The sequence below is a fragment of the Kitasatospora albolonga genome (assembly GCF_039535905.1).
Taxonomy (GTDB): Bacteria; Actinomycetota; Actinomycetes; order Streptomycetales; family Streptomycetaceae; genus Kitasatospora; species Kitasatospora albolonga.
On the sequence record NZ_BAAAYB010000154.1, the window covers coordinates 28,831 to 54,080 of the forward strand.

20 protein-coding genes and 1 pseudogene are annotated in these 25,250 nt (G+C 73.7%); 16 read left to right on the forward strand and 5 right to left on the reverse strand.

Annotated elements, in window-relative coordinates:
• Nucleotides 1–149 precede the first annotated feature (149 nt).
• From ABD946_RS39775 to ABD946_RS39790, 4 genes are read left to right on the forward strand one after another with little or no spacing between them, the layout of a single operon-like run.
• The gene (locus ABD946_RS39775; RefSeq protein ID WP_345290589.1) at nt 150–1,688 is read left to right on the forward strand and encodes a cytochrome ubiquinol oxidase subunit I; all 1,539 of its coding nucleotides are present in this window, start codon (nt 150–152) and stop codon (nt 1,686–1,688) included.
• A 21-nt stretch (nt 1,689–1,709) separates the two neighbouring features.
• Entirely contained in the window at nt 1,710–2,714 is a 1,005-nt protein-coding gene (gene cydB, locus ABD946_RS39780) for a cytochrome d ubiquinol oxidase subunit II (RefSeq protein ID WP_345290590.1), read from the forward strand.
• 27 nt (nt 2,715–2,741) lie between these two features.
• The gene (cydD, locus tag ABD946_RS39785; RefSeq protein WP_345290591.1) at nt 2,742–6,542 is read left to right on the forward strand and encodes a thiol reductant ABC exporter subunit CydD; all 3,801 of its coding nucleotides are present in this window, start codon (nt 2,742–2,744) and stop codon (nt 6,540–6,542) included.
• 9 nt (nt 6,543–6,551) lie between these two features.
• Complete coding sequence (locus ABD946_RS39790) at nt 6,552–8,336, forward strand: GAF domain-containing sensor histidine kinase (RefSeq protein WP_345290592.1); 1,785 nt, start codon at nt 6,552–6,554, stop codon at nt 8,334–8,336.
• 7 nt (nt 8,337–8,343) lie between these two features.
• Here ABD946_RS39790 and ABD946_RS39795 read toward each other — a convergent pair whose 3' ends face one another.
• The 3 genes from ABD946_RS39795 to ABD946_RS39805 form a co-directional block, all read right to left on the reverse strand.
• A complete protein-coding gene (locus ABD946_RS39795; protein WP_345290593.1) occupies nt 8,344–9,180 on the reverse strand; it encodes an HAD family hydrolase in 837 nt (278 codons plus the stop codon).
• Nucleotides 9,181–9,249: 69 nt separating this feature from the next.
• Entirely contained in the window at nt 9,250–9,861 is a 612-nt protein-coding gene (locus ABD946_RS39800) for a hypothetical protein (protein ID WP_345290594.1), read from the reverse strand.
• 124 nt (nt 9,862–9,985) lie between these two features.
• Nucleotides 9,986–10,873, reverse strand: coding sequence for an LLM class flavin-dependent oxidoreductase (locus tag ABD946_RS39805; RefSeq protein ID WP_345290595.1), 888 nt, complete (start codon nt 10,871–10,873; stop codon nt 9,986–9,988).
• Between the two features lie 304 nt (nt 10,874–11,177).
• Between ABD946_RS39805 and ABD946_RS43345 the strand changes: the two are divergent.
• Nucleotides 11,178–11,606: pseudogene (locus tag ABD946_RS43345) on the forward strand (class III lanthionine synthetase LanKC N-terminal domain-containing protein); the annotation flags it as partial.
• Nucleotides 11,607–11,652: 46 nt separating this feature from the next.
• Nucleotides 11,653–13,716, forward strand: coding sequence for a protein kinase domain-containing protein (locus ABD946_RS39810; protein ID WP_345290596.1), 2,064 nt, complete (start codon nt 11,653–11,655; stop codon nt 13,714–13,716).
• 173 nt (nt 13,717–13,889) lie between these two features.
• Here ABD946_RS39810 and ABD946_RS39815 read toward each other — a convergent pair whose 3' ends face one another.
• Together ABD946_RS39815 and ABD946_RS43245 are read right to left on the reverse strand one after the other, a co-directional pair.
• Nucleotides 13,890–14,054 (reverse strand): hypothetical protein, encoded by a 165-nt coding sequence (locus ABD946_RS39815; RefSeq protein WP_345290597.1) that lies wholly within the window; start codon nt 14,052–14,054, stop codon nt 13,890–13,892.
• Between the two features lie 339 nt (nt 14,055–14,393).
• The gene (locus ABD946_RS43245; protein ID WP_380149530.1) at nt 14,394–15,242 is read right to left on the reverse strand and encodes a hypothetical protein; all 849 of its coding nucleotides are present in this window, start codon (nt 15,240–15,242) and stop codon (nt 14,394–14,396) included.
• On the opposite strand from ABD946_RS43245, the gene ABD946_RS39825 reads away from it, so the two are divergent.
• The 10 genes from ABD946_RS39825 to ABD946_RS39870 all read left to right on the forward strand — a co-directional run bounded on the left by ABD946_RS39825 (nt 15,166) and on the right by ABD946_RS39870 (nt 25,166).
• Nucleotides 15,166–15,996, forward strand: coding sequence for a hypothetical protein (locus ABD946_RS39825; RefSeq protein ID WP_345290599.1), 831 nt, complete (start codon nt 15,166–15,168; stop codon nt 15,994–15,996). The genes ABD946_RS43245 and ABD946_RS39825 overlap by 77 nt on opposite strands.
• Complete coding sequence (locus ABD946_RS39830) at nt 15,993–16,826, forward strand: hypothetical protein (RefSeq protein WP_345290600.1); 834 nt, start codon at nt 15,993–15,995, stop codon at nt 16,824–16,826. The genes ABD946_RS39825 and ABD946_RS39830 overlap by 4 nt, the downstream gene beginning before the upstream one ends.
• Complete coding sequence (locus tag ABD946_RS39835) at nt 16,823–17,746, forward strand: hypothetical protein (RefSeq protein ID WP_345290601.1); 924 nt, start codon at nt 16,823–16,825, stop codon at nt 17,744–17,746. Before ABD946_RS39830 ends, ABD946_RS39835 begins: the two co-directional genes overlap by 4 nt.
• Nucleotides 17,747–17,904: 158 nt before the next feature.
• Nucleotides 17,905–18,858 (forward strand): ABC transporter ATP-binding protein, encoded by a 954-nt coding sequence (locus ABD946_RS39840; RefSeq protein WP_345290602.1) that lies wholly within the window; start codon nt 17,905–17,907, stop codon nt 18,856–18,858.
• The gene (locus ABD946_RS39845) at nt 18,851–19,780 is read left to right on the forward strand and encodes an ABC transporter permease (protein ID WP_345290603.1); all 930 of its coding nucleotides are present in this window, start codon (nt 18,851–18,853) and stop codon (nt 19,778–19,780) included. The genes ABD946_RS39840 and ABD946_RS39845 overlap by 8 nt, the downstream gene beginning before the upstream one ends.
• Before the next feature lie 9 nt (nt 19,781–19,789).
• Nucleotides 19,790–20,707: an ABC transporter ATP-binding protein gene (locus ABD946_RS39850; RefSeq protein ID WP_345290604.1), complete on the forward strand. Its 918-nt coding sequence runs from the start codon at nt 19,790–19,792 to the stop codon at nt 20,705–20,707.
• 58 nt (nt 20,708–20,765) lie between these two features.
• Complete coding sequence (locus ABD946_RS39855; protein WP_345290605.1) at nt 20,766–21,482, forward strand: ABC transporter permease; 717 nt, start codon at nt 20,766–20,768, stop codon at nt 21,480–21,482.
• 321 nt (nt 21,483–21,803) lie between these two features.
• Nucleotides 21,804–22,529 carry a FadR/GntR family transcriptional regulator gene (locus tag ABD946_RS39860; protein WP_345290606.1) on the forward strand — a complete coding sequence of 242 codons (726 nt, stop codon included), beginning with the start codon at nt 21,804–21,806 and terminating at the stop codon, nt 22,527–22,529.
• A gap of 100 nt (nt 22,530–22,629) precedes the next feature.
• A complete protein-coding gene (locus tag ABD946_RS39865; RefSeq protein ID WP_345290607.1) occupies nt 22,630–23,856 on the forward strand; it encodes a CynX/NimT family MFS transporter in 1,227 nt (408 codons plus the stop codon).
• Between the two features lie 98 nt (nt 23,857–23,954).
• The gene (locus ABD946_RS39870) at nt 23,955–25,166 is read left to right on the forward strand and encodes a threonine synthase (RefSeq protein ID WP_345290608.1); all 1,212 of its coding nucleotides are present in this window, start codon (nt 23,955–23,957) and stop codon (nt 25,164–25,166) included.
• The last annotated feature ends 84 nt before the right edge of the window (nt 25,167–25,250 follow it).

The window sequence follows — 25,250 nt, forward strand, 5'->3', positions numbered from 1 at the left end:
CGGTGTTCGAACCGTTCTAAGCATCGGGGATACTCCCCTTGTGAACGTGTTCACGTTCACAAGCGGGCAAGCTTTGCCGGTTTTCCTGGGACGACCTGGTAAAAGTTCTTTTTGTCCGTTATGTGAGCATCGGTCAGGAAGAAGGCGAAGTGGACCTAGCAGTCGCTCACGAGACCGTCGCGCGGTGGCAGTTCGGTGTGACCACCGTCTACCACTTCCTCTTCGTGCCGCTGACGATCAGTCTGGCCGCCCTGGTGGCCGGTCTGGAGACCGCCTGGGTGCGGACCGGCAAGGAGAAGTACTTCCACGCCACCAAGTTCTGGGGAAAGCTCTTCCTCATCAACATCGCCATGGGCGTGGTCACCGGCATCGTCCAAGAGTTCCAGTTCGGGATGAACTGGTCGGACTACTCCCGCTTCGTCGGTGACGTGTTCGGCGCCCCGCTGGCGATGGAGGCGCTCATCGCCTTCTTCTTCGAGTCCACCTTCATCGGCCTGTGGATCTTCGGCTGGGACAAGCTGCCCAAGAAGATCCACTGCGCCTGCATGTGGATGGTGGCCCTCGGCACCGTGCTCTCCGCCTACTTCATCCTGGCCGCCAACTCCTGGATGCAGCACCCGGTCGGCTACGCGATCGACCCGGTCACCGGGAAGGCCCAGCTCACCGACATCGCCCGGGTGCTGTTCCAGGACACCACCGTGGTGGTGGTCCTGCACACCCTCACCGCGGCCTTCCTGACCGGCGCCGCCTTCATGGTCGGCATCTCCTCGTACCACCTCTGGAAGGCCAAGCGGTCGGGCGAGAACGACCCCAAGAAGACCGCCGTGATGCGCACCTCGCTGCGGCTCGCCCTGGTGGTCGCCGTGGTCGCGGGCCTCGGCACCGCGCTCAGCGGCGACAGCCTGGCCAAGGTGATGTTCCGTCAGCAGCCGATGAAGATGGCCTCGGCCGAGGCGCTCTGGGACACCGAGGCGCCCGCCCCGTTCTCGATCTTCGCGGTCGGCGACGTCAACGAGGGCCACAACAGCGTCGCGCTGGAGATCCCGGCCATACTGTCCTTCCTCGCCAACAGTGACTTCACCTCGGCCGTCCCCGGCATCAACGAGACCGCCGCCAGCGAGGCCGCCAAGTACGGCGGCCAGCCGCAGGACTACATCCCGAACATCTTCGTCACCTACTGGGGCTTCCGCCTCATGATCGGCTTCGGGATGACCTCCTTCGTGGCCGCGCTGATCGGCCTCTGGACCACCCGGAAGAAGTTCTTCCTGGACCGGGCGTACCGGACCGGGGACGAGGAACCGCCGCGCCTGATGCTCTGGAAGAACAAGGAGCTGGGCCCCTTCCTCACCAAGTGGAGCTGGCGGATCGGCATCTTCACCATGGGCTTCCCGCTGCTGGCCAACAGCTTCGGCTGGATCTTCACCGAGATGGGCCGTCAGCCCTGGGCCGTCTTCGGCCTGATGACCACCGCCGACGCCGTCTCCCCCAACGTCAGCGTCACCATGCAGGTGGTCGCGCTCACCACCTTCACCACCCTCTACGCGATCCTCGCGGTGATCGAGGTGAAGCTGCTGGCCAAGTACGCCAAGGCCGGCCCGGTGACCGGCGAGGAACCGCCGGCCAAGGACCCCACGCTGCGCGGCGGGGACCCCGAGGACGCCGACAAGCCGCTCGCCTTCGCCTACTGATTCGCTGACTGGGGATCTCGGATGCAATTCCACGACGTCTGGTTCGTGCTGATCGCCGTGCTGTGGATCGGCTACTTCTTCCTGGAAGGCTTCGACTTCGGCATCGGCGTCCTGACCAGGCTGCTGGCCAAGGACCGGACCGAGCGCCGGGTCCTGATCAACACCATCGGCCCGGTCTGGGACGGCAACGAGGTCTGGCTGCTCACCGCCGGCGGCGCCACCTTCGCGGCCTTCCCCGACTGGTACGCCACCCTGTTCAGCGGCTTCTACCTGCCGCTGCTGATCATTCTGGTCTGCCTGATCGTGCGCGGCGTGGCCTTCGAGTACCGGGTCAAGCGGGACGGCGAGCGCTGGCAGCGGAACTGGGAGCAGGCCATCTTCTGGACCTCCCTGATCCCGGCCTTCCTCTGGGGCGTGGCCTTCGCCAACATCGTGCAGGGCGTGGACATCGACGCCGAGAAGAACTACGTGGGCGGGTTCTGGGACCTGCTCAACCCGTACGCCGTCCTCGGCGGCCTGGTCACCCTGGTGCTCTTCACCTTCCACGGCGCGGTCTTCGCCTCGCTCAAGACCCTCGGCGACATCCGGGACCGGGCCCGCGGCCTGGCCCTCCAACTCGGGCTGCTCACCGCCGTGCTGGCGCTGGTCTTCCTGATCTGGACCCAGGCCGACGGCGGCAACGGGTGGAGCCTGGGCGCCATGGTGATCGCGGTGGTGGCCCTGGTCGGCTCGCTGGCGGCGATCCGGATCGGGCGCGAGGGCTGGTCGTTCGCGCTCTCCGGCGTCACCATCGCGGCCGCGGTGGCCATGCTCTTCCTGGCGCTCTTCCCGGACGTGATGCCCTCCACCCTGGACCCGGCGTACTCGCTCACCGTGGAGAACGCGGCCTCCTCGCCGTACACCCTGAAGCTGATGACCGTCGTGGCGGCGGTCTTCACCCCGCTGGTGCTGCTCTACCAGGGCTGGACCTACTGGGTGTTCCGCAAGCGGATCGGCACCCAGCACATCCCCACCGCCGCGCACTGACGTACCGCCCCCCAGGAGGGCCGAGCCATGCCGAAGGACCGCCGAGGGCCCGTCGATCCCCGACTGCTCCGGGAGGCCCGGGCCACCCGGGTCTTCCTGGCCGGGTCGGTGCTGCTCGGCGGGGCTGGCGCCCTCCTGACGGTGGCCCAGGCGAGCCTGATCGCCGAGATCGTGGTGCGGGCCTTCCAGCGGGGGGAGTACGGGCTCACCACCCCGCTCCTCCTGCTGGCGGCCACCGCCCTGGGCCGGGCGCTGGTCGCCTGGCTCACCGAGCTGACCGCCCACCGCTCGGTGGCCCGGGTCAAGTCCGAGCTGCGGCGGCGGCTGCTGGAGCACGCCACCGCGCTCGGCCCGGCCCACCTCTCCACCCGGCGCACCGGTGAGCTGGCCACCCTGGCCACCCGGGGGATCGACGCGCTGGACGACTACTTCGCCCGCTACCTCCCGCAGTTGGCGCTGGCCGTGGTGGTGCCGGCCGTGGTGCTGCTGCGGATCCTCGGCGCCGACCTGACCTCGGCCGCGATCATCGCCGGGACCCTGCCGCTGATCCCGCTCTTCATGGTGCTGATCGGGATGGCCACCCAGAGCCGGATGGACCGTCAGTGGGCCTCGCTGGCCCGGCTGGGCCACCACTTCCTGGACGTGGTGGCCGGGCTCCCCACCCTCAAGGTCTTCAACCGGGCCAAGGCCCAGGCCGAGACCGTCCGCCGGATCACCGACGAGCACCGCCGGGCCACCCTGCGGACCCTGCGGATCGCCTTCGTCTCCTCCTTCGCGCTGGAGCTGCTGGCCACCCTCTCGGTCGCACTGGTCGCGGTCGGCATCGGCTTCCGGCTGGTGAACGGGTCGATGCCGCTGGAGACCGGCCTGCTGGTGCTGGTGCTCGCCCCCGAGGTCTACTTCCCGATCCGCCAGGTCGGCGCGCTCTACCACTCCAGCGTGGAGGGGCTGAGCGCGGCCGACGAGGTCTTCGAGGTGCTGGAGACCCCGCTGCCGGCCGACGGCACCCGGCCCGCCCCCGACCTGCGGACCTCGGTGGTCTCGGTGGACGGACTGACCGTCGGGGACCGGCTGGCACCGGTCTCGCTGGCACTGGAGCCCGGCACCGTGACCGCCCTCACCGGGCCGAGCGGGGCGGGCAAGTCCACCCTGCTGGCCGCGCTGCTCGGCTTCGTGCCGGCCGACGGCGGCACCGTCCGGGTGGACGGCGTGCCGCTGGCCGAACTGGACCGGGCGAGCTGGCACGCCCAGATCGCCTGGGTGCCGCAGCACCCGTACCTGTTCGCCGGGACGGTCGCCGACAACCTCCGGCTGGCCCGCCCCGACGCCACCGACGCCCAGCTGCGGGCGGCCCTGGCGGCCGCGTACGCCGCCGACTTCGCCACCCCCGAGCTGGTCCTCGGCGAGCAGGGCGCCGGCCTCTCGGCCGGCCAGCGCCAGCGGCTGGCCCTGGCCCGCGCCCTGCTGACGGACCGTCCGCTCCTCCTCCTGGACGAGCCCACCGCCAACCTCGACGGCGCCGGCGAACAGGCCGTGGTCGACGCCCTCGCCGCCCTCCCGGCCACCGGCCGCACCGTCCTCTTCGTCGCCCACCGCCCCGCCCTGCTGGCCATCGCCGACCGTCACCACCACCTGACGGCGGCTCAGCCGGCCGCGGCGGACGTGGCGGCGGCTGCGCCGGGCTCGGGTGCTCGGGCCGAGGGGGCGCCGGGCGTGGCTGCGCGTGCTTCGGCTGCGCCGGGCCTCGCCGCCGCGACGCAGGCCGCGCTGGGCGCGGGCGCGGATGCGCTCGTGGGCGAGGCAGCGGAGGCGCCGGCCCGCCCGGGCGGGTCTCCGTCCGTCCCCGTCCAGACCTCCGCCGACGGCGCTGCGTCCGTTCCGGAGCGGGACCGGGCTCGGCCGGGCGGGCCTGCGTCGGTCGCGGCCCCGTCGGCTTGCGCCGGCTCCGCCGTGCCCGCCCCGGCTCCGCCGGGCTCTGCGGCGGCGGCCGGCCCGGGCGTTGTTTCACGTGAAACCGGGACCGGGCCGGAGGCCGACCCACGGCGGACCGCTGCCGTGCGGCCCCGGCTCACCCTGGCCACCGTGCTCGGGAGCCTCGCCCTCGGGTGTGCGGTGGCGCTGATGGCGACCTCGGGGTGGCTGATCTCGTACGCCTCCGAGATGCCGCCGGTGCTGTACCTGATGATGGCCGTCACCTCCGTCCGGGCCTTCGGCATCGGCCGGTCCGTCTTCCGCTACGCCGAGCGGCTGGTCTCGCACGACGCGGTGCTCCGCGCCCTCGGCGCGGTCCGCACCACCGTCTACCGCCGTCTGGAGCGGCTGGCCCCGACCGGCCTGCCGGCCTTCCGCCGGGGCGACCTGCTGTCCCGGCTGGTGGCCGACGTGGACGCCGTCCAGGACCACCACCTCCGTTGGCGCCTGCCCGCCGCCGTCGCCGCCACCGTCTCGGTCCTCGCCTCCGTCGGCCTGGGCCTCTTCCTCCCCGCCGCGGGCCTCCTGCTGGCCGCGGGGCTGCTGCTGGCCGGGGTCGCCGTCCCGGCCCTCGCGGCGCGGCTCTCGGCCCGGACGGAGCGTCAGCAGGCCCCGGCCCGGGGCGAGCTGGCCACCGCCGTGGTGGACACCCTGACCGGGACCGCCGAGCTCACCGTGGCCGGTGCGCTGCCGGCCCGGCTGGCGGTGGCCCGCGAGGCCGACCGGCGGCTGACCGCGCTGGCGGCCGGATCGGCCGCCGCGCTCGCCCTGGGCAGCGGCCTGATCGCCGCCGTGACCGGCCTGACCGTGGCGGCGGCCGCCGCCCTGGGCGTGCACGCGGTCTCCACCGGTGCGCTGGCGGGCGTCTGCCTGGCCCTGGTGGTGCTCACCCCGCTGGCCGCCTTCGAGGCCGTCTCCGGGATGCCGCTCGCCGTCCTGGCACGGGCCCGCAGCCGGGGCGCCGCCGCCCGGCTGGACGAGCTGCTGGCCGCCGAGCCGCCGGTGGTCGAGCCCGCCGACCCGGTGGCCCCGGCCGAGCCGGGCTCCCGGGTGACGGTCCGCGGCCTGACGGCCCGTTGGCCGGGCCGGACCGAGCCGGCCCTGGAGGGCGTCGACCTGGACCTGGCGCCCGGCCGCCGGGTGGCCGTGGTGGGCCCGTCCGGCTCCGGCAAGACCACCCTGGCGCTGGCGCTGCTGCGCTTCCTGGAGCCGGAGGCCGGGCGGATCGCGCTGCACTGTCCACAGCCTGTGGACACCCGGCGGATGGACTCCGACGACGTCCGCCGCTCGATCGGCCTGTGCGCCCAGGACGCCCACCTCTTCGACAGCTCGCTGCGCGAGAACCTCCGGCTGGCCCGCCCCGGCGCCACCGACGGGGAGCTGCGCGCGGCCCTCGCCGGGGCCCGGCTGCTGGACTGGACCGAGGGCCTCCCGGACGGCCTGGACACCATGGTCGGCGAGCACGGCGCCCGGCTCTCCGGCGGCCAGCGCCAGCGCCTGGCACTTGCCAGGGCGCTGCTCGCCGGGTTCCCGGTGCTGGTGCTGGACGAGCCCGCGGAGCACCTGGACCTCCCCACCGCCGACGCGCTCACCGCCGACCTGCTGGCCGCCACCACCGACCGGGCCACCCTGCTGATCACCCACCGGCTGGCCGGGCTGGACGGGGTCGACGAGATCCTGGTGCTGGAGGGCGGCCGGGTCGTCGAGCGCGGCGGCTGGCGGGAGCTGACGGCCGATCCGGACGGGCGGCTGACCGCCATGTGGAAGCGGGAGCAGCTGGCCGACGGAGCCCTCGCGTCGATTCCCGAGACCCGCCACGAGCCTGCGCACGGCCCCCTGCAAACCGTCACAAACTAGGCTCAACCCATGGAGACTCCGGAGCAGAGCACCGACCCGACCGCGCACCGCGTGCCCGAGATCGCCTCCCTCGGTCTGGACACGCTGGTCACCGAGGTCTCCGAACGCCTCCAGTCGGCGGCCGCCGTCACGGACCGGATGCAGCGCCTGCTGGAGGCGGTGGTCTCGGTCGGCGCCGGCCTCGACCTGCACGCCACCCTGCAGCGGATCGCCGGTGCGGCCGCCGACCTGGTCGACGCCAGGTACGCCGCCCTCGGCGTGGTCTCCCCGCACAACGACGGGCTCTCCGACTTCATCCACGTCGGCATCGACGACGAGGCCGCCGCCGCGATCGGCGAACTCCCCACCGGGCGCGGCATCCTGGGCGCGCTGATCGACCACCCCGAGTCGCTCCGCCTCGCCGACCTCTCGGCCGACCCGCGCTCGGTCGGCTTCCCGCCGCACCACCCGCCGATGAAGTCCTTCATCGGCGAGCCGATCCGGGTCCGCGGCGAGGTCTTCGGCAACCTCTACCTGGCCGAGAAGAAGTCCACCTCCGGCGCCTTCACCCCCGAGGACGCCCAGGTGGTGCACGCCCTGGCGGCGGCCGCCGGGGTGGCGATCGAGAACTCCCGGCTGTACGAGGAGGGCCGGCGCCGGGAGCGCTGGATCGCCGGCGCCTCGGCCGTCACCACCGCGCTGCTCTCCACCGACCGGGCCCAGGTCGCGCTCACCGTGGCCGCCGAGCAGGTCCGCGAACTGGCCGACGCCGCCCTGGGGATGATCCTGCTGCCGACCGGCGACGGTCAGATGCGGGTGGCGCACGCCTCCGGGGAGAAGGCCGAGTTCGTCCAGGGCGAGCTGCTGCCGCCCAGCAGTTTCGCCGCCGAGCTGCTGCGCGGCGAGAGCGTCTACCTGGACGACATGTCCACCGACCCGACCGTGGTGATCCGGCTGGCCCGCTCCTTCGGCGCCTCGATGGCGGTGCCGATGATCGCGGCCGGGCGGGTGCTCGGCGGCCTCTCGGTCTGGCGCAGCGCCGGGGCCCCGCCGTTCACCGAGTCGGAGAAGCAGCTGGCCGAGGCCTTCGCCTCGCAGTCGGCACTGGCCCTGCGGCTGGCCGAGGGGCAGCGCGACCAGCAGCGCCTCGCGGTCTTCCAGGACCGCGACCGGATCGCCCGGGACCTGCACGACCTGGTGATCCAGCGTCTCTTCGCCACCGGGATGATGCTGGAGGGCGCGGCCCGGCGGGCCCTGGTGCCCGAGGTGAAGACCGGCATCGGCAAGGCGGTGGACGAGCTGGACGCCACCATCCAGGAGGTCCGCACCACCATCTACGCGCTCCAGCACGACGACCACGGTGACGAGCCCGACAACCTGCGCACCCGGGTGCTGCGGGAGGGCAGCCAGGCCGCCGCCGCGCTGGGCTTCAAGCCCTCGATGACCTTCACCGGCCCGGTGGAGAGCCTGGTCGGGGAGAAGACGGGCCGTCAGCTGCTGGCCGCCCTGCGCGAGATGCTCTCCAACGCGGCCCGGCACGCCCGGGCCTCCCGGGTCGGCGTGGAGCTCGACGCCACCGTCCACCTGGACGCGGAGGGCCACCCGCTCTCCGGCGACCCGGAGGCGGCGGAGCGGCCCGGCTGGCCCGGCGTCCTGCTCACCGTCACCGACGACGGCGTGGGCATCCCGGACGGCGGGCGGCGCAGCGGGCTGAAGAACCTCACCCGGCGGGCCGAGGTGCTGGGCGGCGACGCCTGGCACGAGCCCGGCCCGGACGGCCGGGGCACCCGGGTCCGCTGGTCGGCCCGGCTCTGACCGCCCCTCAGGACAGTCCGAGCAGCTCCTCCACCACCCGGGCCACGCCGTCCTCCTCGTTGCTGAGGGTGTGCTCGGCGACGGAGGCCAGCACGTCCGGGTGGGCGTTGGCCACCGCGTAGGAGCGCCCGGCCCAGGCCAGCATCTCCAGGTCGTTCGGCATGTCGCCGAAGGCCACCACCTCACTGCGGTCGATGCCCTGCTCGGCGCACCAACCGGCCAGCGTGGTGGCCTTGGTGACCCCGAGCGCGCTGATCTCCAGCAGTGCCACCGGGGCGGAGCGGGTGATCTCGGCGTACCGGCCGGCCACCGCCCGGGCCTTGTCCAGGAAGACGTCCGGGTCCAGCTCCGGGTGCTTGACCAGCACCTTGAACAGCCCGTCGACCCGGCCCTCGGCCAGCAGCCGCTCGGCCGGGGCGACGGGGTGCTCGTTCTGCGAGTCCCACATGAAGAGCGAGTACTCCGGCTCCCGGGCGAAGCCGCCGGGGAACTCGAAGGCGAAGGCGCTGCCCGGCAGTTCGGCCCGGAGCAGTTCGACCACCCGGAGGGTGTCGGCCGGGGCCAGCGGGAAGGTCCGCAGCAGTTCGCCGCGGTGCACGTCCACCACCGCCCCGCCGTTGGAGCAGATGGCCACCCCGTGGCCGCCGATGTGCGGGCTGACCTGCGCCATCCAGCGCGGCGGCCGGCCGGTCACGAACACCACCCGCACGCCGGCCCGCTCGGCCGAGGCCAGTGCGGCGGCGGTCCGCTCCGAGACCACGCCGCCCGAGCAGAGCAGCGTGCCGTCCAGGTCGGTGGCGATCAGCCGGGGCGGGCGGGGCAGCGGGCGGGAGGAGTCGGTCACCGCTCCATCTTCGCTCACCGCGCCCGCCCCGGCCGCTACCGGGACCACCCGCCCCGGCCGCCACCGGGACTACGGGTGCCAGACCTCGCGGATCGAGGTGATCTTGCCGGTGCCGTCCAGCGAGATCTCGTAGATGCCGCCGGAGCAGCTGTACGGGTCCTTCACCTGGGCCCGGTCCACCAGGCAGTCCCCGATGTGCTGCCACAGCTCGCCGACCGGCACCGTCTTGACGTTGCCGGCGCCGGTGGAGATCTGCGCCTTCACCGTGGTCGCGAACATGTAGGTCTTGTCGGCCCCGGCGCCCTCGTAGTGCCCGTCGTTCGGGTCACAGACGAACTTGGCGTCCTTCACGTACAGGGTGTCCTGCTTGGGCGGCTTCACCGCCTGGACGTACTTCCAGTTCGGCTTCGGCGCCGGGGTGCTGCACCCCTCCACGTCCTCGCCGGTGCCCGCGTCGCTGCTCGCCGCAGCGGTCGGGCTCTTGCTCGCGCCCGCCTTCGCGGTGGCCTTCGCGCTGCCCGAGGCGGAGGCGCTCGGCGCGGCCGAGGGCGCGCTGCTCACCGTCTCCGACGGGGCGGCGGCGGCCCGCCCGTCGCCCTCGTCCTTCTTCTGGCACCCCGTCAGCCCCAGCACCAAGGCCGAGACCACCGCAACACCCGTCACCAGTCCACGAGCTGACATACCGACGACTCCCCCGCACTTCGATCCACGACCGTCAACGACCGGACAGGCTACCCACCACCGCGGACGCCCGCGCCCGGACCCCTGGTTCTCCAGCGGCCCGGGCGCTGATCGAGGGGCGGTCTCAACCCAGCTGGGCCAGGCCCTCGGTGGCGATCCGTTCGAAGACCGCGAGGTCGTTGGCGAAGATCGAGTCCGGCACCGGCCAGTGGATCACCAGCTCGGTGATGCCGATCTCCCGGTACCTCCCCGCCCAGTCCACGAAGGCGTCCAGCGACTGCAGCGGCTTCTCCGCCGTCGACCCCTGGAGCAGCACCTTCTCCAGCTCGGCGACGTCCCGGCCGCGGGCCTCGCAGGCCACCGCCAGCTTCGCCAGCTGACCGGCGATCACCGCCGGCGCCTGCTCCACCGGCACGTCGGCCGCTCCGCGCGGGTCCCCGTACGTCACCCAGCCCTGCCCGTGCTCGGCCGCCAGCCGCAGCCCGCGCGGCCCGGTCGCCGCCACGTAGAACGGCACCCGGGGCGTCTGCACGCAGCCCGGGACGTTCCGCGCCTCGACCGCCGAGTAGTACGTCCCCGCGCGCGTCGTGGCGTCGTTGGTCAGCAGCTCGTCCAGCAGCGGCACGAACTCCCCGAACCGGTCCGCCCGTTCCTTCGGCGACCAGGCCTCCTGCCCCAGCGCCGTCGCGTCGAACCCCGCCCCGCCGGCCCCGATCCCCAGCGTCAGCCGCCCGCCGGACACGTCGTCGAGCGTGATCAGCTCCTTCGCCAGGGTCACCGGGTGCCGGAAGTTCGGCGAGGTCACCAAGGTCCCCAGCCGGATCCGCTCGGTGGCCGTGGCCGCCGCCGTCAGGGTCGGCAGTGAGCCGAACCACGGCTCCTCGCGGAACGAGCGCCAGGAGAGGTGGTCGTAGGTGTAGGCGGTGTGGAAGCCGAGGTCCTCGGCCCGCCGCCAGATCTTCTGCCCCTCGCTCCACCGGTGGATGGGGAGGATCACCGTACTGAGTCGCATGGGACCGACCCTACGACGCACGGGGGCGGACGCCCCGTCAGGAGCCGTGCGGGACCGGCGTGGTCGACCCGGCGCCGCCGCCACGGCCCCGGCCGCCACCGCCCGGGCCCGGTGATCGACCTGACAGGGTCCGGAGCCGGCCCGGGCGGGCGGAGCTGCGGCCATACCGCTTCCGAACCGTCCGTGAACCCGCGCGGGACTCCTCGGCGTCAGGCTGTACCGACCCGCTCCGCAGGAGGTTCCGTTGTTCGACGCGATGTCCGAGGCCTTCGCCGACGCGCAGTTCTACGCCCCCCTCGGCACGATGGCCGACCCGGGCCGGCGCTTCGCCCCCGCCCGGGTGCCGGACGGCTGGCGCGGTGCCGACCGGGACGTCTGGACGGCGTGGAGCGCCCCCGGGGTCCGCCGGGCCGAGCAGGGCTGGAAGGTCCACGTGTCGGCGCGGCTGGAGCGCGCCCAGGAGGTCCTCGACCTGGTGGCGGACCGGTGCTTCGCCGAGGGGGTGCCGTTCAAGCACCTGTCGGCGCACTTCTTCTACCTCGCGCTGCACCACAAGCACGCGGCCCGGCCCCAGGCGGGCAAGTTCTGCGCCGCGTACCCGCCGGACACCGAGGCCGCCGGACGGCTCCTCGCGGCCCTCGCCGAGGACCTGCGCGGCGAGGAGGGCGGGTACGTCCTCACCGACCGCCGGTACCGCGACTCGCGGACCGTCCACTACCGGTACGGCGCGTTCGGCCCCCCGGAGCCGGCTGCTGGCCGACGGCACCGCGCAGCCGCTGGTGCGGGACGGGCACGGCCACGAGGTGCCGGACGTCCGGCTGCCCCGCTTCGCCCTGCCCGACGGGGTCACCGACCCCTTCGTCACCGAGGAGCCGGCCCCGCACCGGGGCGCGATCCGGATCCGCGGCTACGAGGTCCTCACGGTGCTGCGGCCGAGCAACGCGGGCGGTGCCTACCGGGCCCGCGACACCCGGACGGGACGCCTCGTCCTGGTGAAGGAGGCGCGGCCGCACAACGGGTACACCTGGGACGGGGCCGCCGCCCAGGAGCGGCTGCGACGGGAGTACGAGACCCTCACCGCCGTGCACGCGGCCGCTCCGGGCGCCTGCCCCGAGCCGCTGGACCACTTCACCGAGTGGGAGCACGACTTCCTGGTCATGGAGCTGGTCGAGGGGCTCCCGCTGGTGAAGTGGATCAACCGCAGCTCGCCCGTGCTGCTGGCCGGCCGCCCCGCCGAGGACTTCGACCGGTACCACGCCGCCTGCCGCCGCCTGCTCGGCTCGCTGGACGAGGCGCTCGGCCGCCTGCACGCGCTGGGGCTCCGGTTCGGCGACGTGAACCCGGGGAACGTCATCGTCACCCCCGCCGGGGACGCCAGGCTGGTCGACTTCGAGACCGTGACCCCGGTGTCGGCGGCCCCCGCCCGGATGGGCACCCCGGGCTTCGTCCCGCCCCGGGCCCTCGCCGCCGCGCACCCGGACCCCCTGCTCTCCGACCGCTACGGCGCGGCGGCCGTGGCGCTCGCCCTGCTGGCGCCGTTCCCCAACGCCCCGCAGCTGACCCCGGCCAACTTCGCGCTGCTGCGCCGCGACCTGGCGGCCGTCTCGCCGGTGCCCGAGGACCTGTGGCGGCGGGCCACCGCCTTCCACCGGCGGGGTGCGGACGAGGCCGCGGGCCTGCCCGGCCCCGAGGAGGTGGAGGCCGACCCGCTGGGCTGCCTGGCGCGGCTCGCCCGGCGGACGGCCACCGGTCTGCTCGACCTGGCGGCCCCCGAGCGCCAGGACTGGCTCTTCCCGCCGTCGCCCTCGGCCTTCGGCACCAACACGGTCTGCCTGGCGTACGGGACGGCCGGCGTGGTGCACGCCCTGCACCGGGCCGGCCTGCCGGTCCCCGGGGAGGTCGGCGAGCGGCTGCGGCGGGACGCGCTCGCCTCGGCGGACGCGCTGCCGCCCGGGCTCGCGGTCGGCTCGGCCGGCGTCGCGCGGGTGCTGGCCGAGGCCGGGCACCTCGACGAGGCGGTCGGCCTGCTGCGCACCGCCGACGGCCACCCGCTGACGCGGACCACCAGCACGCTGGCGGGCGGTCGGGCCGGGGTCGGCCTCGCCTGGCTCGCCCTGCACCGGCGCACCGGCGACCCGTGCCACCTGGAACGGGCGGCCGCCGCCGGGGACGCGATCCTGCGCACCCCCGACCTGGGGCCCACGCTCGGCGCCGACGACGCCCGCGGCCTGTTCCACGGCCGCTCCGGGCCGGCCCTCTTCCTGCACCGCCTGGCCGACCGCACCGGGGAGCAGCGCTACCGTCGGGCCGGACTCGCGCTGCTGCACGAGGAGTTGGACCGCGCGGTGGAACTGTCCGACGGATCGCTGTCGTTCGCCGACAACGGCGTGCGCCGTCGGGTCATGCCCTACCTGGCCACCGGCTCCGCCGGGATCGCCACCGTCCTGCTGCGCTACGCGGCGGGCCCGGCGGCCGACGAACGCTGTGCCACCGCCCTGCCCCGGGTCGTCGCCGACACCCGCAAGGTCAGCGCGGCGCAGCCCGGCCTGCACGACGGCTTCGCCGGCCTGGTCCACCTGGCCGCGGAGCACGCCGACTCCACCCGGGACGGAGCCGACCGCGACCACGCGGTGCGGCTGGCGACCGGGCTCCTCAAGTACGCCGTCCCGCACGGTGACGGCGTCCGCTGGCTCGGAACGGGCTCGCTCCGGTTCAGCGCCGACCTGGCCAGTGGCAGCGCGGGGATCCTGCTGGCACTGTGCCGAGCCCTCCACGGCCCGGGTGACGACCGGTTCACCCTGGATCCCCTCAACCAACCGCAGAGAGAAGGGAGTTGGCGATGACCGAGGTTCTCGCCCTGCAGCAGCTCGCGTTCGAGGACGACGAGGAGTCGGAGGACCGCATGTTCCCCTGCTTCAGCATCTACGAGAGCACGATCACCCAGTCCGACTTCTGACCGCCGGAGTCCCCCGCCGCCGCCCCTCGGGGCGGCGGCGCACCGGCGCGTGACGGACCGTCAGGCCTCTGACTGGGCCTCCAGGAAGTAGGCGGTCCCGGTGGTGTCGGCGGTGGTGCCCATCAGGGCGGCGACCACGGCGGCCCGGGCCTCGTTTACGTTCGGCCGGTTCACGCCGATCAGATCGAGTACCCACGCCAACTCGTCGGGCAGTACGACACCCATTCCGCTTCCACCCCCGTGGCAGACGACCCCAGCAGGCTAGCGGTGCCGCCGCCCTCCGGCACGGACATCATCGGATCCGGCCGGGCGAGGTGTTCGTTGCGGTTCGGTCACGGGGTGTCCGGTTGAGTGGGCATTGTGACGGATCGTCGGGGAAATCGGATTGGGGGGTGGGGGGAATGCGAACCATAATCCGTGCTGTCACGCGCGAGGGCGTGCTTCGGTGAGGAGCAGGGGCCCCGCGTTCGGTTCTTCCGGGGGAGTGCCTTGTCCGCGTCCGAGTACGCGTCAGCACCCGTGCCCGAAACCGCCTCCGTGGAGGCGGCCGGGCCCGAGGGTGGGTCAGTGGGGACGTCGAGCAGCGGCGGTCGGATGCCGCGGGCGCTCGGGGTCGGCCTGGCGGTGGCCGGGCTGGTCGCGGTGACCGCGACCAGTGCCGCCGTCACGGTGGCGGTCGGGAAGCCGGAGGGGAAGCCGGTCGCCGCGGCCGCGCCCTCGGCGAGCGCGAGCGCGTCCGCGACGCCGAGCCCCGGCCCCAGCCCGAGTGCGTCCGCGACGCCGTCGGCCAGCCCGACGCCCGCGCCGAAGCCCACGCCCTCGTCGACCCTGCACGGCACGGTGGACGGGGCGACCCACGGCGGCGACCTGCGGTACTTCCTGCTGCCGATGCCCTGGGGCGCCGAGTCCTACGGCCCGTCGGACGGCGTGAAGTTGACCACCGAGGAGGTGGCCGCGGAGTTCTCCAACGCCGAGGAGATGGGCGAGGTGCTCGCCTCCTACGGCTACAAGAACGACGCGGCGACCCGTCGCTACCGGACGGCCGACGGCCGCCAGGAGGTCAACGTCCGCCTGCTGCGCTTCAAGTCGCGGCAGATGGCGAAGGAGTTCGCCGACGGCATGACGATGAGCAAGGGCGAGAGCTTCGGCATCGACGGCGACCCCGACGGCCGCGGCATCATGCTCAAGCCCGAGCAGGAGGCGTGGACCGGGAAGATGGTCGGCCTCTCCTCCGTCGGCGACGTCGAGTACCAGGTCACCGTGTACGTGAAGGGCACGCCGGACAAGGCCGCGCTGCACGACGCGATGAAGCGTCAGCGAGAGAGGTTGTCCTCCGGTGGCTGAACCGTTCACCACGCCCGAGAGCACCACGCCCGAGAGCACCGCGCCGGAGAGCACCGCGCCGGAGAGCACCGTGCCCGAGGCCCTGGCGCCCGAGCTGCTCGCGGCCGGTGGCGACCCGGAGCCGTCCGCGCCGCGCCGCCCGCTCTCCACCGCCCGCCTGCTGCTGGCGGCCCTGCTGGTCGGCCCGCTGCTCGGCGCCTCGGTCGGCTACGCCGTCCAGGCGGGCAGCCCGCCCACCCCGCTGCCCGTGCTCGCCGTGCCCTCGCCCACCTACCCGGCCGCTCCGGCGGACCCGCAGGCCGTGGCGGAGGCGGCGGTCGCACCGCTGAAGATCGACGGTGACCTGCGCACCCTGCTGGTGCCCCGGCCGCAGGGAACGGAGGACTGGGACTACGACTACGTGTCCGGCTCCGGCTGGTTCACGGTGGGGGAGAAGGCCATGTCGGTCGGCAACTCCGCCTCGTACTTCCGGTCCATGCTCCAGGACGGGTTCCGCCGCGACGCGGTGGCCACCTGGCGCAAGGGGGACGTGAAGTGGCGGGTCGAGCTGATCCAGTACCACTCGGACAAGGCCGTCGCCGCGCAGCGCGAGGCGGAGCGCCACGAGGTGGGCGCCCTGCCGCTGGGCGGGATCTCCGGCGGCGTCTACCAGACCGACGACACGGCGCAGACGTACGTGGACTCCACCGAGCAGTACTACTCCGGGGAGGCGCTGGCCCGGCGCGGTGACGTGGTGATGCGGATCACCGTGTTCTCGCCCGCCAAGGTCGACCGGGACGAGCTCGCCGGCATCGCCAAGCAGCAGTGGGAGCGGCTGGTATGAGCATCCTCGAGAACCCCGGATCCCCGCAGCAGGAGCAGCGGTTGACGGAGGGTCCGGAGCAGCGGCGCCCGAGCCAGGCCCGGCGCACGGCGCTGCGGGCCGGTGCCGCCGTGGTGGCGGCCGCCCTGCTGGGCGTCGGCATCGGCGTCGGTATCCTGCGCGTCCGGTACCCGGAGGGCGGGACCGCGGCGGCCGCGCCGTCCGGTCGGCCGTCGGTCGCGGCGACGGCCACGCCCTCGGCGTCGCCGAGCCCGTCCTTCGGCACCAGGGAGAACGGCAGCCACTTCGGCTCGCTCCGCGACCTGCTGCTGCCACTGCCGGACGACCACCGGGTCGGCCCGGACGCGGGCGCGTACGGGAACGACACCGAACTGACCGAGGACCAGCGCAAGAACTGGGTCGAGGACCAGCTGCACGACCTGCCCGAGAAGCTCCGGGACGCGCTGCGCAAGGAGTGGCAGGACCAGCCGCTGACCGGTGCCGGCGTGCGCAGCTACGTGGCGTCCGACCACTCGTACGTGGTGACGATCTGGCTGCTGAGGTACCACCAGGAAGCGATCAAGGCGGACACCGCCTGGCAGAACGCGTTGGGTTCGGACTCCGGCCTGTACCGGATCGGCCCGAGCGTGGCCGGTCACGAGCAGGCGCGCTGCTTCCTGCCGTACGCCGCCCCCGGGGCCAAGATCGACCGGCTGGTCTGTTCGGCGGCCGAGGGCGACCTCCGGGTCGAGATGCAGGTGGAGGGGATCGCCCCGCTGCCGAAGGAGAAGACCGTGGAGCTGTTCAGCCGTCAGCTGGACCGGCTGGCCCGTCCGGGAGCGTCCGCATGACCGAGCAGAACGCGCAGCCGGAGCAGAACGCGCAGCCGGCACCGACCGAGCCGCCCGTGCGGGCCGTCGCCCCGCCGCCCGTTCCGGAGCAGTCCGCCCCGGCGCCGGACCCGGCCCCGGCCCCGGCGCCGGCCGAGGCCGACGCCGACGCCGACGCCGTGCCCGGCACCGAGGGCCCGGCCGCGGAGCGGCCGCGCCGCCCCCGCCGCAAGGTGCGGGCCCGCTGGGTGGCCGCCGTGCTGGTGGCGGTGCTGACCGGCACCGGCGCCGCCGCCGCGGTGATCGCCCCGGAGCGGACCGAGCTGCCCGGCCTCAGGACCCCGAACGACGGCCGGTACGTCCTGCCGGAGTTGACGCTGCCTCCACTGCCCTCCGGCCGGCCCGCCCCGTCGGCCAGCGGTGCGGGCAACCGGCACCACGCCGACCTGCGGCAGCTGCTGCTGCCGGCACCGGCCGGGGTGACCGCCGCGGCCGAACGGAAGGGCTGCGGGGACTACGCCGAGCTGGAGAAGGAGCCGGCCGAGGCCCGCGCGATCCTGCTGCAGAACGGTTGCCGGGACGCGGTCCGCCGGGTCTGGACGGCGCCCGACGGCACCCGGACCGAGCTGTGGCTGCTCCGCTTCGGTTCCGAGGACGAGGCCAAGGCCCACTACCTGGTGATGAACTACGGCCAGCTCAAGGAGCCGGCCGGGCTGGAGGCCTCGGTCGACGGCATCGCCCCGGAGATGGACCGGATCACCACCGTCAAGGTCAGCGCGGACAAGGCGGGCAAGCCCGGCGAGCAGCCCCGGCCGGTCGCCAGGGCCGCGTACTTCCAGCGCGGGGACGTGACGGCGCTGGTGCTGACGGCCAATCAGGAAGGTGTCCCGCTGCAGGCCTTCCGCCAGGTGGCCATGGGCCAGTTCGGCATGCTGGGCTGACGCCCGCGCCCGGCACCGGGCCTGGGCTGACGCCTGCGCCCGGCACCGGGCCGTCCGACCCTTAGGGGCTGGGCGGCCCGGCGTCATCCTGGGGTAGGGGGAGCGGCTCCTCTCGCCAGCTCATTCCACCCACGGGGCGCGGCCACTAGGTTGGGACGGTGTCCACCACTGTCATCAAGACGGACGCCCTCACCAAGAAGTTCCCCCGGGTCACCGCACTGGACCGGCTCACCGTAGAGGTGCAGCCCGGTGTGGTCGGTCTGGTGGGGGCGAACGGGGCGGGCAAGTCCACACTCATCAAGATCCTGCTCGGGCTGGCCCCGGCGACCTCCGGCACGGGCCAGGTGCTCGGCCTGGACATCGCCACCGAGGGCTCCGCGATCCGCGAGCGGGTCGGCTACATGCCCGAGCACGACTGCCTGCCGCCGGACGTCTCCGCGACGGAGTTCGTGGTGCACATGGCCCGGATGGCCGGGCTGCCGCCGGCCGCCGCGCGCGAGCGGACCGCCGACACGCTGCGCCACGTCGGCCTGTACGAGGAGCGCTACCGCCCGATGGGCGGCTACTCGACCGGCATGAAGCAGCGGGTGAAGCTGGCCCAGGCCCTGGTCCACGACCCGCAGTTGGTGCTGCTGGACGAGCCGACCAACGGCCTGGACCCGGTCGGCCGGGACGAGATGCTCGGCCTGATCCGCCGGGTGCACACCGACTTCGGCATCTCGGTGCTGGTCACCACCCACCTGCTCGGCGAGCTGGAGCGCACCTGCGACCACCTGGTGGTGATCGACGGCGGCCGCCTGCTGCGGTCCTCCTCCACGGCCTCCTTCACCGAGGCGACCCAGCTGCTGGCGGTCGAGGTGACGGACCGTCCGGACGATCCGGGCTTCGACGCCGACGAGGCCGTCCGGGAGCGGCTGGCCGCCGCCGGTCTGGTGGTCCGTCAGGACGGCGCCAAGATCCTGCTGGTGGAGATCGCCGGCGACGAGACCTACGACACCGTCCGGGACACCGTGGCCGATCTGGGCCTCGGCCTGGTCCGGCTGGAGCAGCGCCGCCACCGGGTCTCCGAGATCTTCACGACCGAGTCCACGGAAGGCCGTGCCGATGTCTGAGCAACTTCCCTCCGGAGCGGCGCCGGTGGACTCGCCGGTGGACACCGGGGTCATCCACAACATCGGCTACCGCAGCTACCAGGGCCCGCGGCTCGGCCGCGGCTACGCCACCCGCTCGCTCTACGTGCAGAGCCTGCGCGCCGCCTACGGCCTCGGCCGCTCGGGCAAGTCCAAGGTGCTGCCGATGCTGGTGGCCTCCGCGCTGACGGCCGCCGCCGTGGTGATCGTGGCGATCGGGCTGTTCCTCCAGGGGCCGGTCAAGACCGACCTGTTCCCGGTGGACTACGCGCAGTTCCTCTCCGCCTTCGGCGTGCTGGTGCAGATCTTCGTGGCCGCGCAGGCCCCGGTGCTGATGTCGCGGGACCTGCGCCACCACACCGTGCCGCTGTACTTCTCCCGGCCGATCACCCGCGGCGACTACGTCCGGGCCAAGTTCGCCGCGATGACCTCGGCCATGCTGCTGATGACCGTCACCCCGCTGCTGGTGCTCTACCTGGGCTCGATCCTGGGCGGGCTGCCGCTCGGCAAGAACACCGGGCACTTCCTCCAGGGCCTGGCCGTCGCGGTGGTCCTTTCGGTGCTGTACGCCGCGCTGGGCCTGGCGATCTCCGCGCTGACCCCGCGCAAGGGCTTCGGCGTGGCCGCCATCATGGGCGTGCTGGTGGTGAGCCAGCCGGTCGCGGCCATCTTCTACGTCCTGATCGGCGGCAACCGGATCGACCCGCCGGAGTCCGCGCACTGGGCCTTCCTGCTCTCCCCGACGAACGCCGCCGAGGCGATGCTGAACCAGCTGCTGGACATCAGGACGGCCGGGCCGCTCACCGCCCCGGACGGGATCGGCGTGGTGGTCTTCGCGCTGGCCGTGGCCGCGATGATCGGCGGCTCGTACTGGGCGCTGCTGCGCCGCTACCGGAAGATCTGAGGGAACGTCATGGCCGTCATCACCATCGACAGGGTCTCCCGCTGGTTCGGCAACGTGGTCGCCGTCAACGACGTCAGCATGGAGATCGGGCCGGGCATCACCGGTCTGCTCGGGCCCAACGGCGCGGGCAAGTCCACCCTCATCCACATGATGAGCGGTTTCCTGGCCCCCTCCTCCGGGGCGGTCACCCTGGACGGGGAGCCGATCTGGCGCAACCAGGAGGTCTACCGCAAGATCGGCCTGGTCCCGGAGCGGGAGTCGATGTACGACTACCTGACCGGCTGGGAGTTCGTGCTGGCCAACGCCGAACTGCACGGCCTGGCCGATCCGGGTGCGGCCGCGAAGAGGGCGCTCGGGCTGGTCGAGATGGAGTACGCCCAGGACCGGAAGGCCGGGACGTACTCCAAGGGCATGAAGCAGCGCGTCAAGATGGCCTCCGCACTGGTGCACGACCCCGAGGTGCTGCTGCTGGACGAGCCGTTCAACGGCATGGACCCGCGCCAGCGGCTGCAACTGATGGAGCTGCTGCAGCAGTTCGGCTCGGCCGGGCGGACGGTGCTGTTCTCCTCGCACATCCTGGAGGAGGTCGAGCAGCTGGCCCGGCACATCGAGGTGGTGGTGGCCGGCCGGCACGCCGCCTCCGGTGACTTCCGGAAGATCCGCCGCCTGATGACCGACCGCCCGCACCGCTACCTGGTCCGCTCCAGCGACGACCGCCGGCTGGCCTCCGCGCTGATCGCGGACAGCTCCACCGCCGGGATCCAACTGGACTGGCACGAGCGGGCGCTGCGCATCGAGGCGATCAACTTCCCGCAGTTCACCGCGCTGCTGCCGAAGGTCGCCAAGGAGGCCGGGATCCGGCTCTACACCGTCTCCCCGGCCGACGAGTCGCTGGAGAGCGTCTTCTCCTACCTCGTCGCCAACTGACGCCCCGCCTCCGACGCCCCGTCGCCGACGCCTCGTCGCACCCGAAAGGCTGACCCCTGTGAACCTGACCGTCGCCAGGCTGACCGTCCGCGGCCTGCTGGGGCGCCGCCGCGGCCTCCTGCTGCTGGCCGCGCCCGTGCTGCTGCTGGTGATCTCCGTGATCGCCCGCAGCGGCAGCGAGGACAAGCACGACCTGGCCACCACCATCCTCGGCCAGCTCTCGCTGGGCACCCTGCTCCCGCTGCTCGGCCTGATCGTCGGCACCGGCGTGATCGCCACCGAGATCGACGACGGCTCGATCGTCTACCTGCTGGCCAAGCCGCTGCCCCGTTGGCAGATCATCACCACCAAGCTCGCGGTGGCCGTGGTGACCACCTGGGTCTTCGCGGCCCTGCCCACCCTGATCGCCGGGCTGGTCCTGGTCGGGACCGAGGACGGCCTCGCGGTCGGCTACGCGGTCGGCACCCTGGTGGCCGGCGCCGCCTACAGCGCGCTCTTCCTCCTGCTCTCGGTGGTCACCCGCAACGCGGTGGTCGTCGGTCTCGGCTACGCCCTCATCTGGGAGAGCCTGATCGGCAACTTCGTCGACGGCGCCAAGACCCTGAGCATCCAGCAGTGGGGCCGCAGCATCGCCGAGTCCGTCGCCGCCGAGGGCGCCATCGACGCCACCGTGGCCACCGCGGTCGCCGTCCCGCTCCTGATCGTGGTCATCCTGGGCGCCACCGCCCTCGCCGCCGTCAAGCTGGCCGGCCTCACCCTGGCCTCCGAGGAGTAGCCCGCATCCCGCACCGCGAACATCCCGCACCGCGAACGAGGAGGGCCCCGGCATCCGCCGGGGCCCTCCTCGTTCGCGGGCACCCACCCGGAACCCTTCGGGGGCGGCCAGGGCCACCTCCCCCGACGGCCACGCAACGCCCCCGAAGGTGAGCACATGCTCACACCGCGTCGATCATCCGCACCACCCCCGTTCGGCGGGGTGTGTCCCGGGGCGCCCCGTGCTAGACGTGCTGTCAACAGTGGCCAGTTGTAGGATGACCGGGCAAGAGGTTGTAGGATGACTGCCGTCCACTGCTGAGCGAACCCGGAAGGAGCCCCCATGAGTGCGGACGGGCTGCAGGCCGCCGGGCGGCGTTCGCTGGTGGACGTGACGATCGAGCAGCTGCGCGAGCAGCTGAGCGCCGGGAGCTGGCCGGTCGGGGCGCGGATCCCGACCGAGCACGAGCTGGCCGAGCGGCTCGGGGTCGGGCGGAACACGGTGCGGGAGGCGATCCGGGTGCTGGTGCACGCGGGGATGCTGGTCTCGCGCCAGGGGGAGGGCACCTTCGTGACCTCCACCACCGACCCGGCCGCGGTGCTGCGCGGGGTGCAGCGCTCCGGCGTCCGGGACGTGCTGGAGGTCCGGGCCGCGCTGGAGGCCGAGGCCGCTCGCCTGGCCGCCGTGCGGCACACCCCCGAGGACATCGCCCGGATGCGTGCCGCGCTGGCCCGCGAGGCCGAGATCATCGCCGCCGAGCCCGACCGGGCGGGGCGCGAGGCGACCGTCGAGCACGACCTGGAGTTCCACACCGCGGTGGTCGAGGCCGCCCACAACCCGGCGCTGACCGAGGTCTACCGGTACTTCGGGGCCTCGGTGCGCGAGTCGATGCGGACCGCCTTCGGCGACCACGAGATGCCCGAGGTGGTCGTCGCCACCCACGAGGCGCTGGTGGACGCGATCGAGAGCGGCGACCCGGAGCTGGCCGAGGCCGCCTGTCGCCGGCTGCTCGCGGAGCCGACGGCCGCCGTGGAGCAGCTGCTCGCCGCCATCGCCGCGCGGAAGTGACGACCGTTCAGCCCGAGTCGTAGCCCGCGCACGTCACCGGCCGCACGAGCCGGTCCCTTCCTCGTTCCGCCCCGCCCTGTCCGGAGAAGACACCACCGTCATGACGGTCACCCACGCCCAGCAGCTCGCCACCCCGACGGTCCGTACCCGCACCAGGCTCGCCCACCCCGCGCTGATGCTGCTCGGCATCGTGCTGGTGGCGCTCAACATGCGGGCCTGCCTGGCCGCGATCTCCCCGCTGGTCGGCGAGATCCAGCGCACCTTCGGCCTGTCGGCCACCGCGGCCGGTCTGATCACCACCGTGCCGGTGCTGTTCCAGGGCCTGGGCGCCCCGCTGACGCCCCGGCTGACCCGGCGCTTCGGCGCGGAGAAGGTGGTGCTCGGCGCGGTGCTCACGCTGGGCGCGGGGGTGCTGCTCCGGGTGCTGCCCAACGTCGCGGCGCTGTACGCGGGGTGCATGGTGATCGGGATCGCCATCGCGGTGCTGAACGTCTCCATGCCGGGCCTGGTGAAGCGGGAGTTCCCGGGGAACGCGGCCACCATGACCGGTGTCTACTCCACCACCATGCTGGTCGGCGCGACCCTCGCGGCGGCCACCTCGGTGCCGCTGGAGAAGGTGCTCGGCGGCGGTTGGCAGGGCTCGCTGGCGGCCTGGTCGGTGCTGGCGCTGGTGGCCGCGGCGGCCTGGCTGCCGCAGGTGCTGAAGTCCCGTCAGGAGAAGGCCGCGGTCGCGGCCGCTCCGGCCGGTGCGGCGATCGCGAACATCTGGCGGAACGGGCTGTCCTGGCGGATCAGCGTCTTCATGGGCGTCTCCTCGCTGATGGTCTACACGCTGGTGGCCTGGATGCCGACCATCCTGGCGGACCACGGCATGGACCGCGGCGAGGCCGGTCTGGTCTTCGCGTTCAGCAACCTGGTCCAGGTGATCGGCGCCTTCCTGGTCCCGCTGATCGCCGGCCGGATGACCCGTCAGCGCGGGCTCGCGGTCACGATGGCCGGGCTCAACGCGGTGGGCATCGCCGTCCTGCTGCTGGCCCCGGTCTCCGGCGCCTGGCTGGCCGCCGGCGTGCTCGGCATCGCCCAGGGCGGCTCGCTCGGACTGGCGCTGGCCTTCATCGTGCTGCGCACCCGCAGCGCGCTGGGCGCGGCGCAGCTCGGCGGCATGACCCAGGCGGTGGGCTACCTGGTGGCGGCCGCCGGGCCGGTCGGCGCGGGCGCGCTGCACCAGCTGACGGGCGGTTGGGAGCTGCCGCTCGTGCTGCTGCTGGCGCTCGCCGCGGTGGCGGCGGTGGCCGGCTGGGGCGCCGGGCGCAACCAGGTGCTCTGAGCGGCCCCGCCGCCACCTGACACAGTCGGGGTGCCGATCGCCTCCGGGAGTGCCCGAAGAGGCCCTCGACCACCCTCCGTGTCCCTACCGTTGGCGGCATGACAGCTGCCGCTTCCCTGGCCACCGCTCAGGTCTCGCTCGGCGATCCCGAGGTCCGGTACCCGCTCTGGCCCGCCCTCACCGCCGGGTGCCCGGTCACCAGCACCCCCGAGCTCGCCTACCCGGTCGAGGTCGACTACGACTACCCGGCCGTCCCGGCCGCCCTGTTCGCGCAGCCGCCCGGCCCGGGCCTGGACCGCTGGGCCCCGCTGCTGCCCCCGCTGGACGCGCCCACCCTCGGGGAGGGCGGCACCCCGCTGCTCGCCCTCCCCGACGGCACCCTGGTCAAGGACGAGTCCCGCAACCCGACCTGGAGCCACAAGGACCGCCTCAACCGGGTAACGGTCAGCGCCGCCGTCCACCAGGGCGCGCCCGGCATCGTGGTGGCCTCCTCCGGCAACCACGGCGCCTCGGCCGCCGCGTACGCCGCCCGGGCGGGGCTGCGCTGCGTGGTGCTGGCCTCGGCGAGCTCGCCGCCGGCCGTGCAGTCCTTCCTGAACGCCTACGGCGCGCTGGTGCTCCCGGTGCCGGTCGAGGCCCGCTGGCCGCTGCTGCGGCAGATCGCCGAGCGGACCGGCTTCCACCCCGTCAGCAACCACACCCGCACCCACACCGGCCACGGCTTCGGTGCCGAGGGCTACAAGACGGTGGCGTACGAGCTGCACGCCGAACTGGGAACCCCGGCGGCGGTGTTCGTGCCGACGGGGTACGGGGAGCTGCTGTACGGGGTGTGGAAGGGCTTCGCCGAGCTGCAGCGGCTGGGCCTGGCGGCCCGGGTGCCGAGGGTCTTCGGCTGCGAGCCGGCCGCCGGCGGCCCGCTGGCGGCGGCGGTGCGCACCGGCGTCCCGGCCGCGGTGGTGGAGGTCGGCCCGACGGAGGCGTACGCGATCGACGTCACCAACGGCGGCCACCGGGGGGTCCGGGCGGTCACCGCGAGCGGTGGCGGTGCGCTGCTGCTGACGGACCGGGAGGTCCGGGCCGCGCACGGGGAGTTGGCGGCCCAGGGGCTGTGGTGCGAGTTCTCCTCGGCGATCGGGCTGGCCGGTCTGCGGCAGCTGGGCGGGCCGGCGGCCTTCGACGGGCCGGTGGTCTGCGTCTCCACCTCCAGCGGCTTCAAGGACCTGCGGGTGGGCACCGAGCGGGCCGAGGCGCTGGACCCGGAGTGGGAGGCGGTGGCGGGTCGGCTGAAGGCGGCGGGGATCGAGGCCTGAGCGGTCCGGGCGGCCCGGGCGGCCCGAACGGTTCACCGGTGCGGAACCGCGCCGCCGTGCCCTGCGTTTCTCCGTTCGCCGTTC

Excerpts from the sequence above, each read along its gene's own strand:
- ABD946_RS39870 (WP_345290608.1), top strand. The coding sequence starts at position 23,955 with ATGACAGCTGCCGCTTCCCTGGCCACCGCTCAGGTCTCGCTCGGCGAT.
- ABD946_RS39860 (WP_345290606.1), top strand. The coding sequence starts at position 21,804 with ATGAGTGCGGACGGGCTGCAGGCCGCCGGGCGGCGTTCGCTGGTGGAC.
- ABD946_RS39830 (WP_345290600.1), top strand. The coding sequence starts at position 15,993 with ATGAGCATCCTCGAGAACCCCGGATCCCCGCAGCAGGAGCAGCGGTTG.
- ABD946_RS39815 (WP_345290597.1), bottom strand. The coding sequence starts at position 14,054 with ATGGGTGTCGTACTGCCCGACGAGTTGGCGTGGGTACTCGATCTGATC.
- ABD946_RS39805 (WP_345290595.1), bottom strand. The coding sequence starts at position 10,873 with ATGCGACTCAGTACGGTGATCCTCCCCATCCACCGGTGGAGCGAGGGG.
- ABD946_RS39800 (WP_345290594.1), bottom strand. The coding sequence starts at position 9,861 with ATGTCAGCTCGTGGACTGGTGACGGGTGTTGCGGTGGTCTCGGCCTTG.
- ABD946_RS39850 (WP_345290604.1), top strand. The coding sequence starts at position 19,790 with ATGGCCGTCATCACCATCGACAGGGTCTCCCGCTGGTTCGGCAACGTG.
- ABD946_RS39845 (WP_345290603.1), top strand. The coding sequence starts at position 18,851 with ATGTCTGAGCAACTTCCCTCCGGAGCGGCGCCGGTGGACTCGCCGGTG.
- cydB (WP_345290590.1), top strand. The coding sequence starts at position 1,710 with ATGCAATTCCACGACGTCTGGTTCGTGCTGATCGCCGTGCTGTGGATC.
- ABD946_RS39790 (WP_345290592.1), top strand. The coding sequence starts at position 6,552 with ATGGAGACTCCGGAGCAGAGCACCGACCCGACCGCGCACCGCGTGCCC.
- cydD (WP_345290591.1), top strand. The coding sequence starts at position 2,742 with ATGCCGAAGGACCGCCGAGGGCCCGTCGATCCCCGACTGCTCCGGGAG.
- ABD946_RS39835 (WP_345290601.1), top strand. The coding sequence starts at position 16,823 with ATGACCGAGCAGAACGCGCAGCCGGAGCAGAACGCGCAGCCGGCACCG.
- ABD946_RS39865 (WP_345290607.1), top strand. The coding sequence starts at position 22,630 with ATGACGGTCACCCACGCCCAGCAGCTCGCCACCCCGACGGTCCGTACC.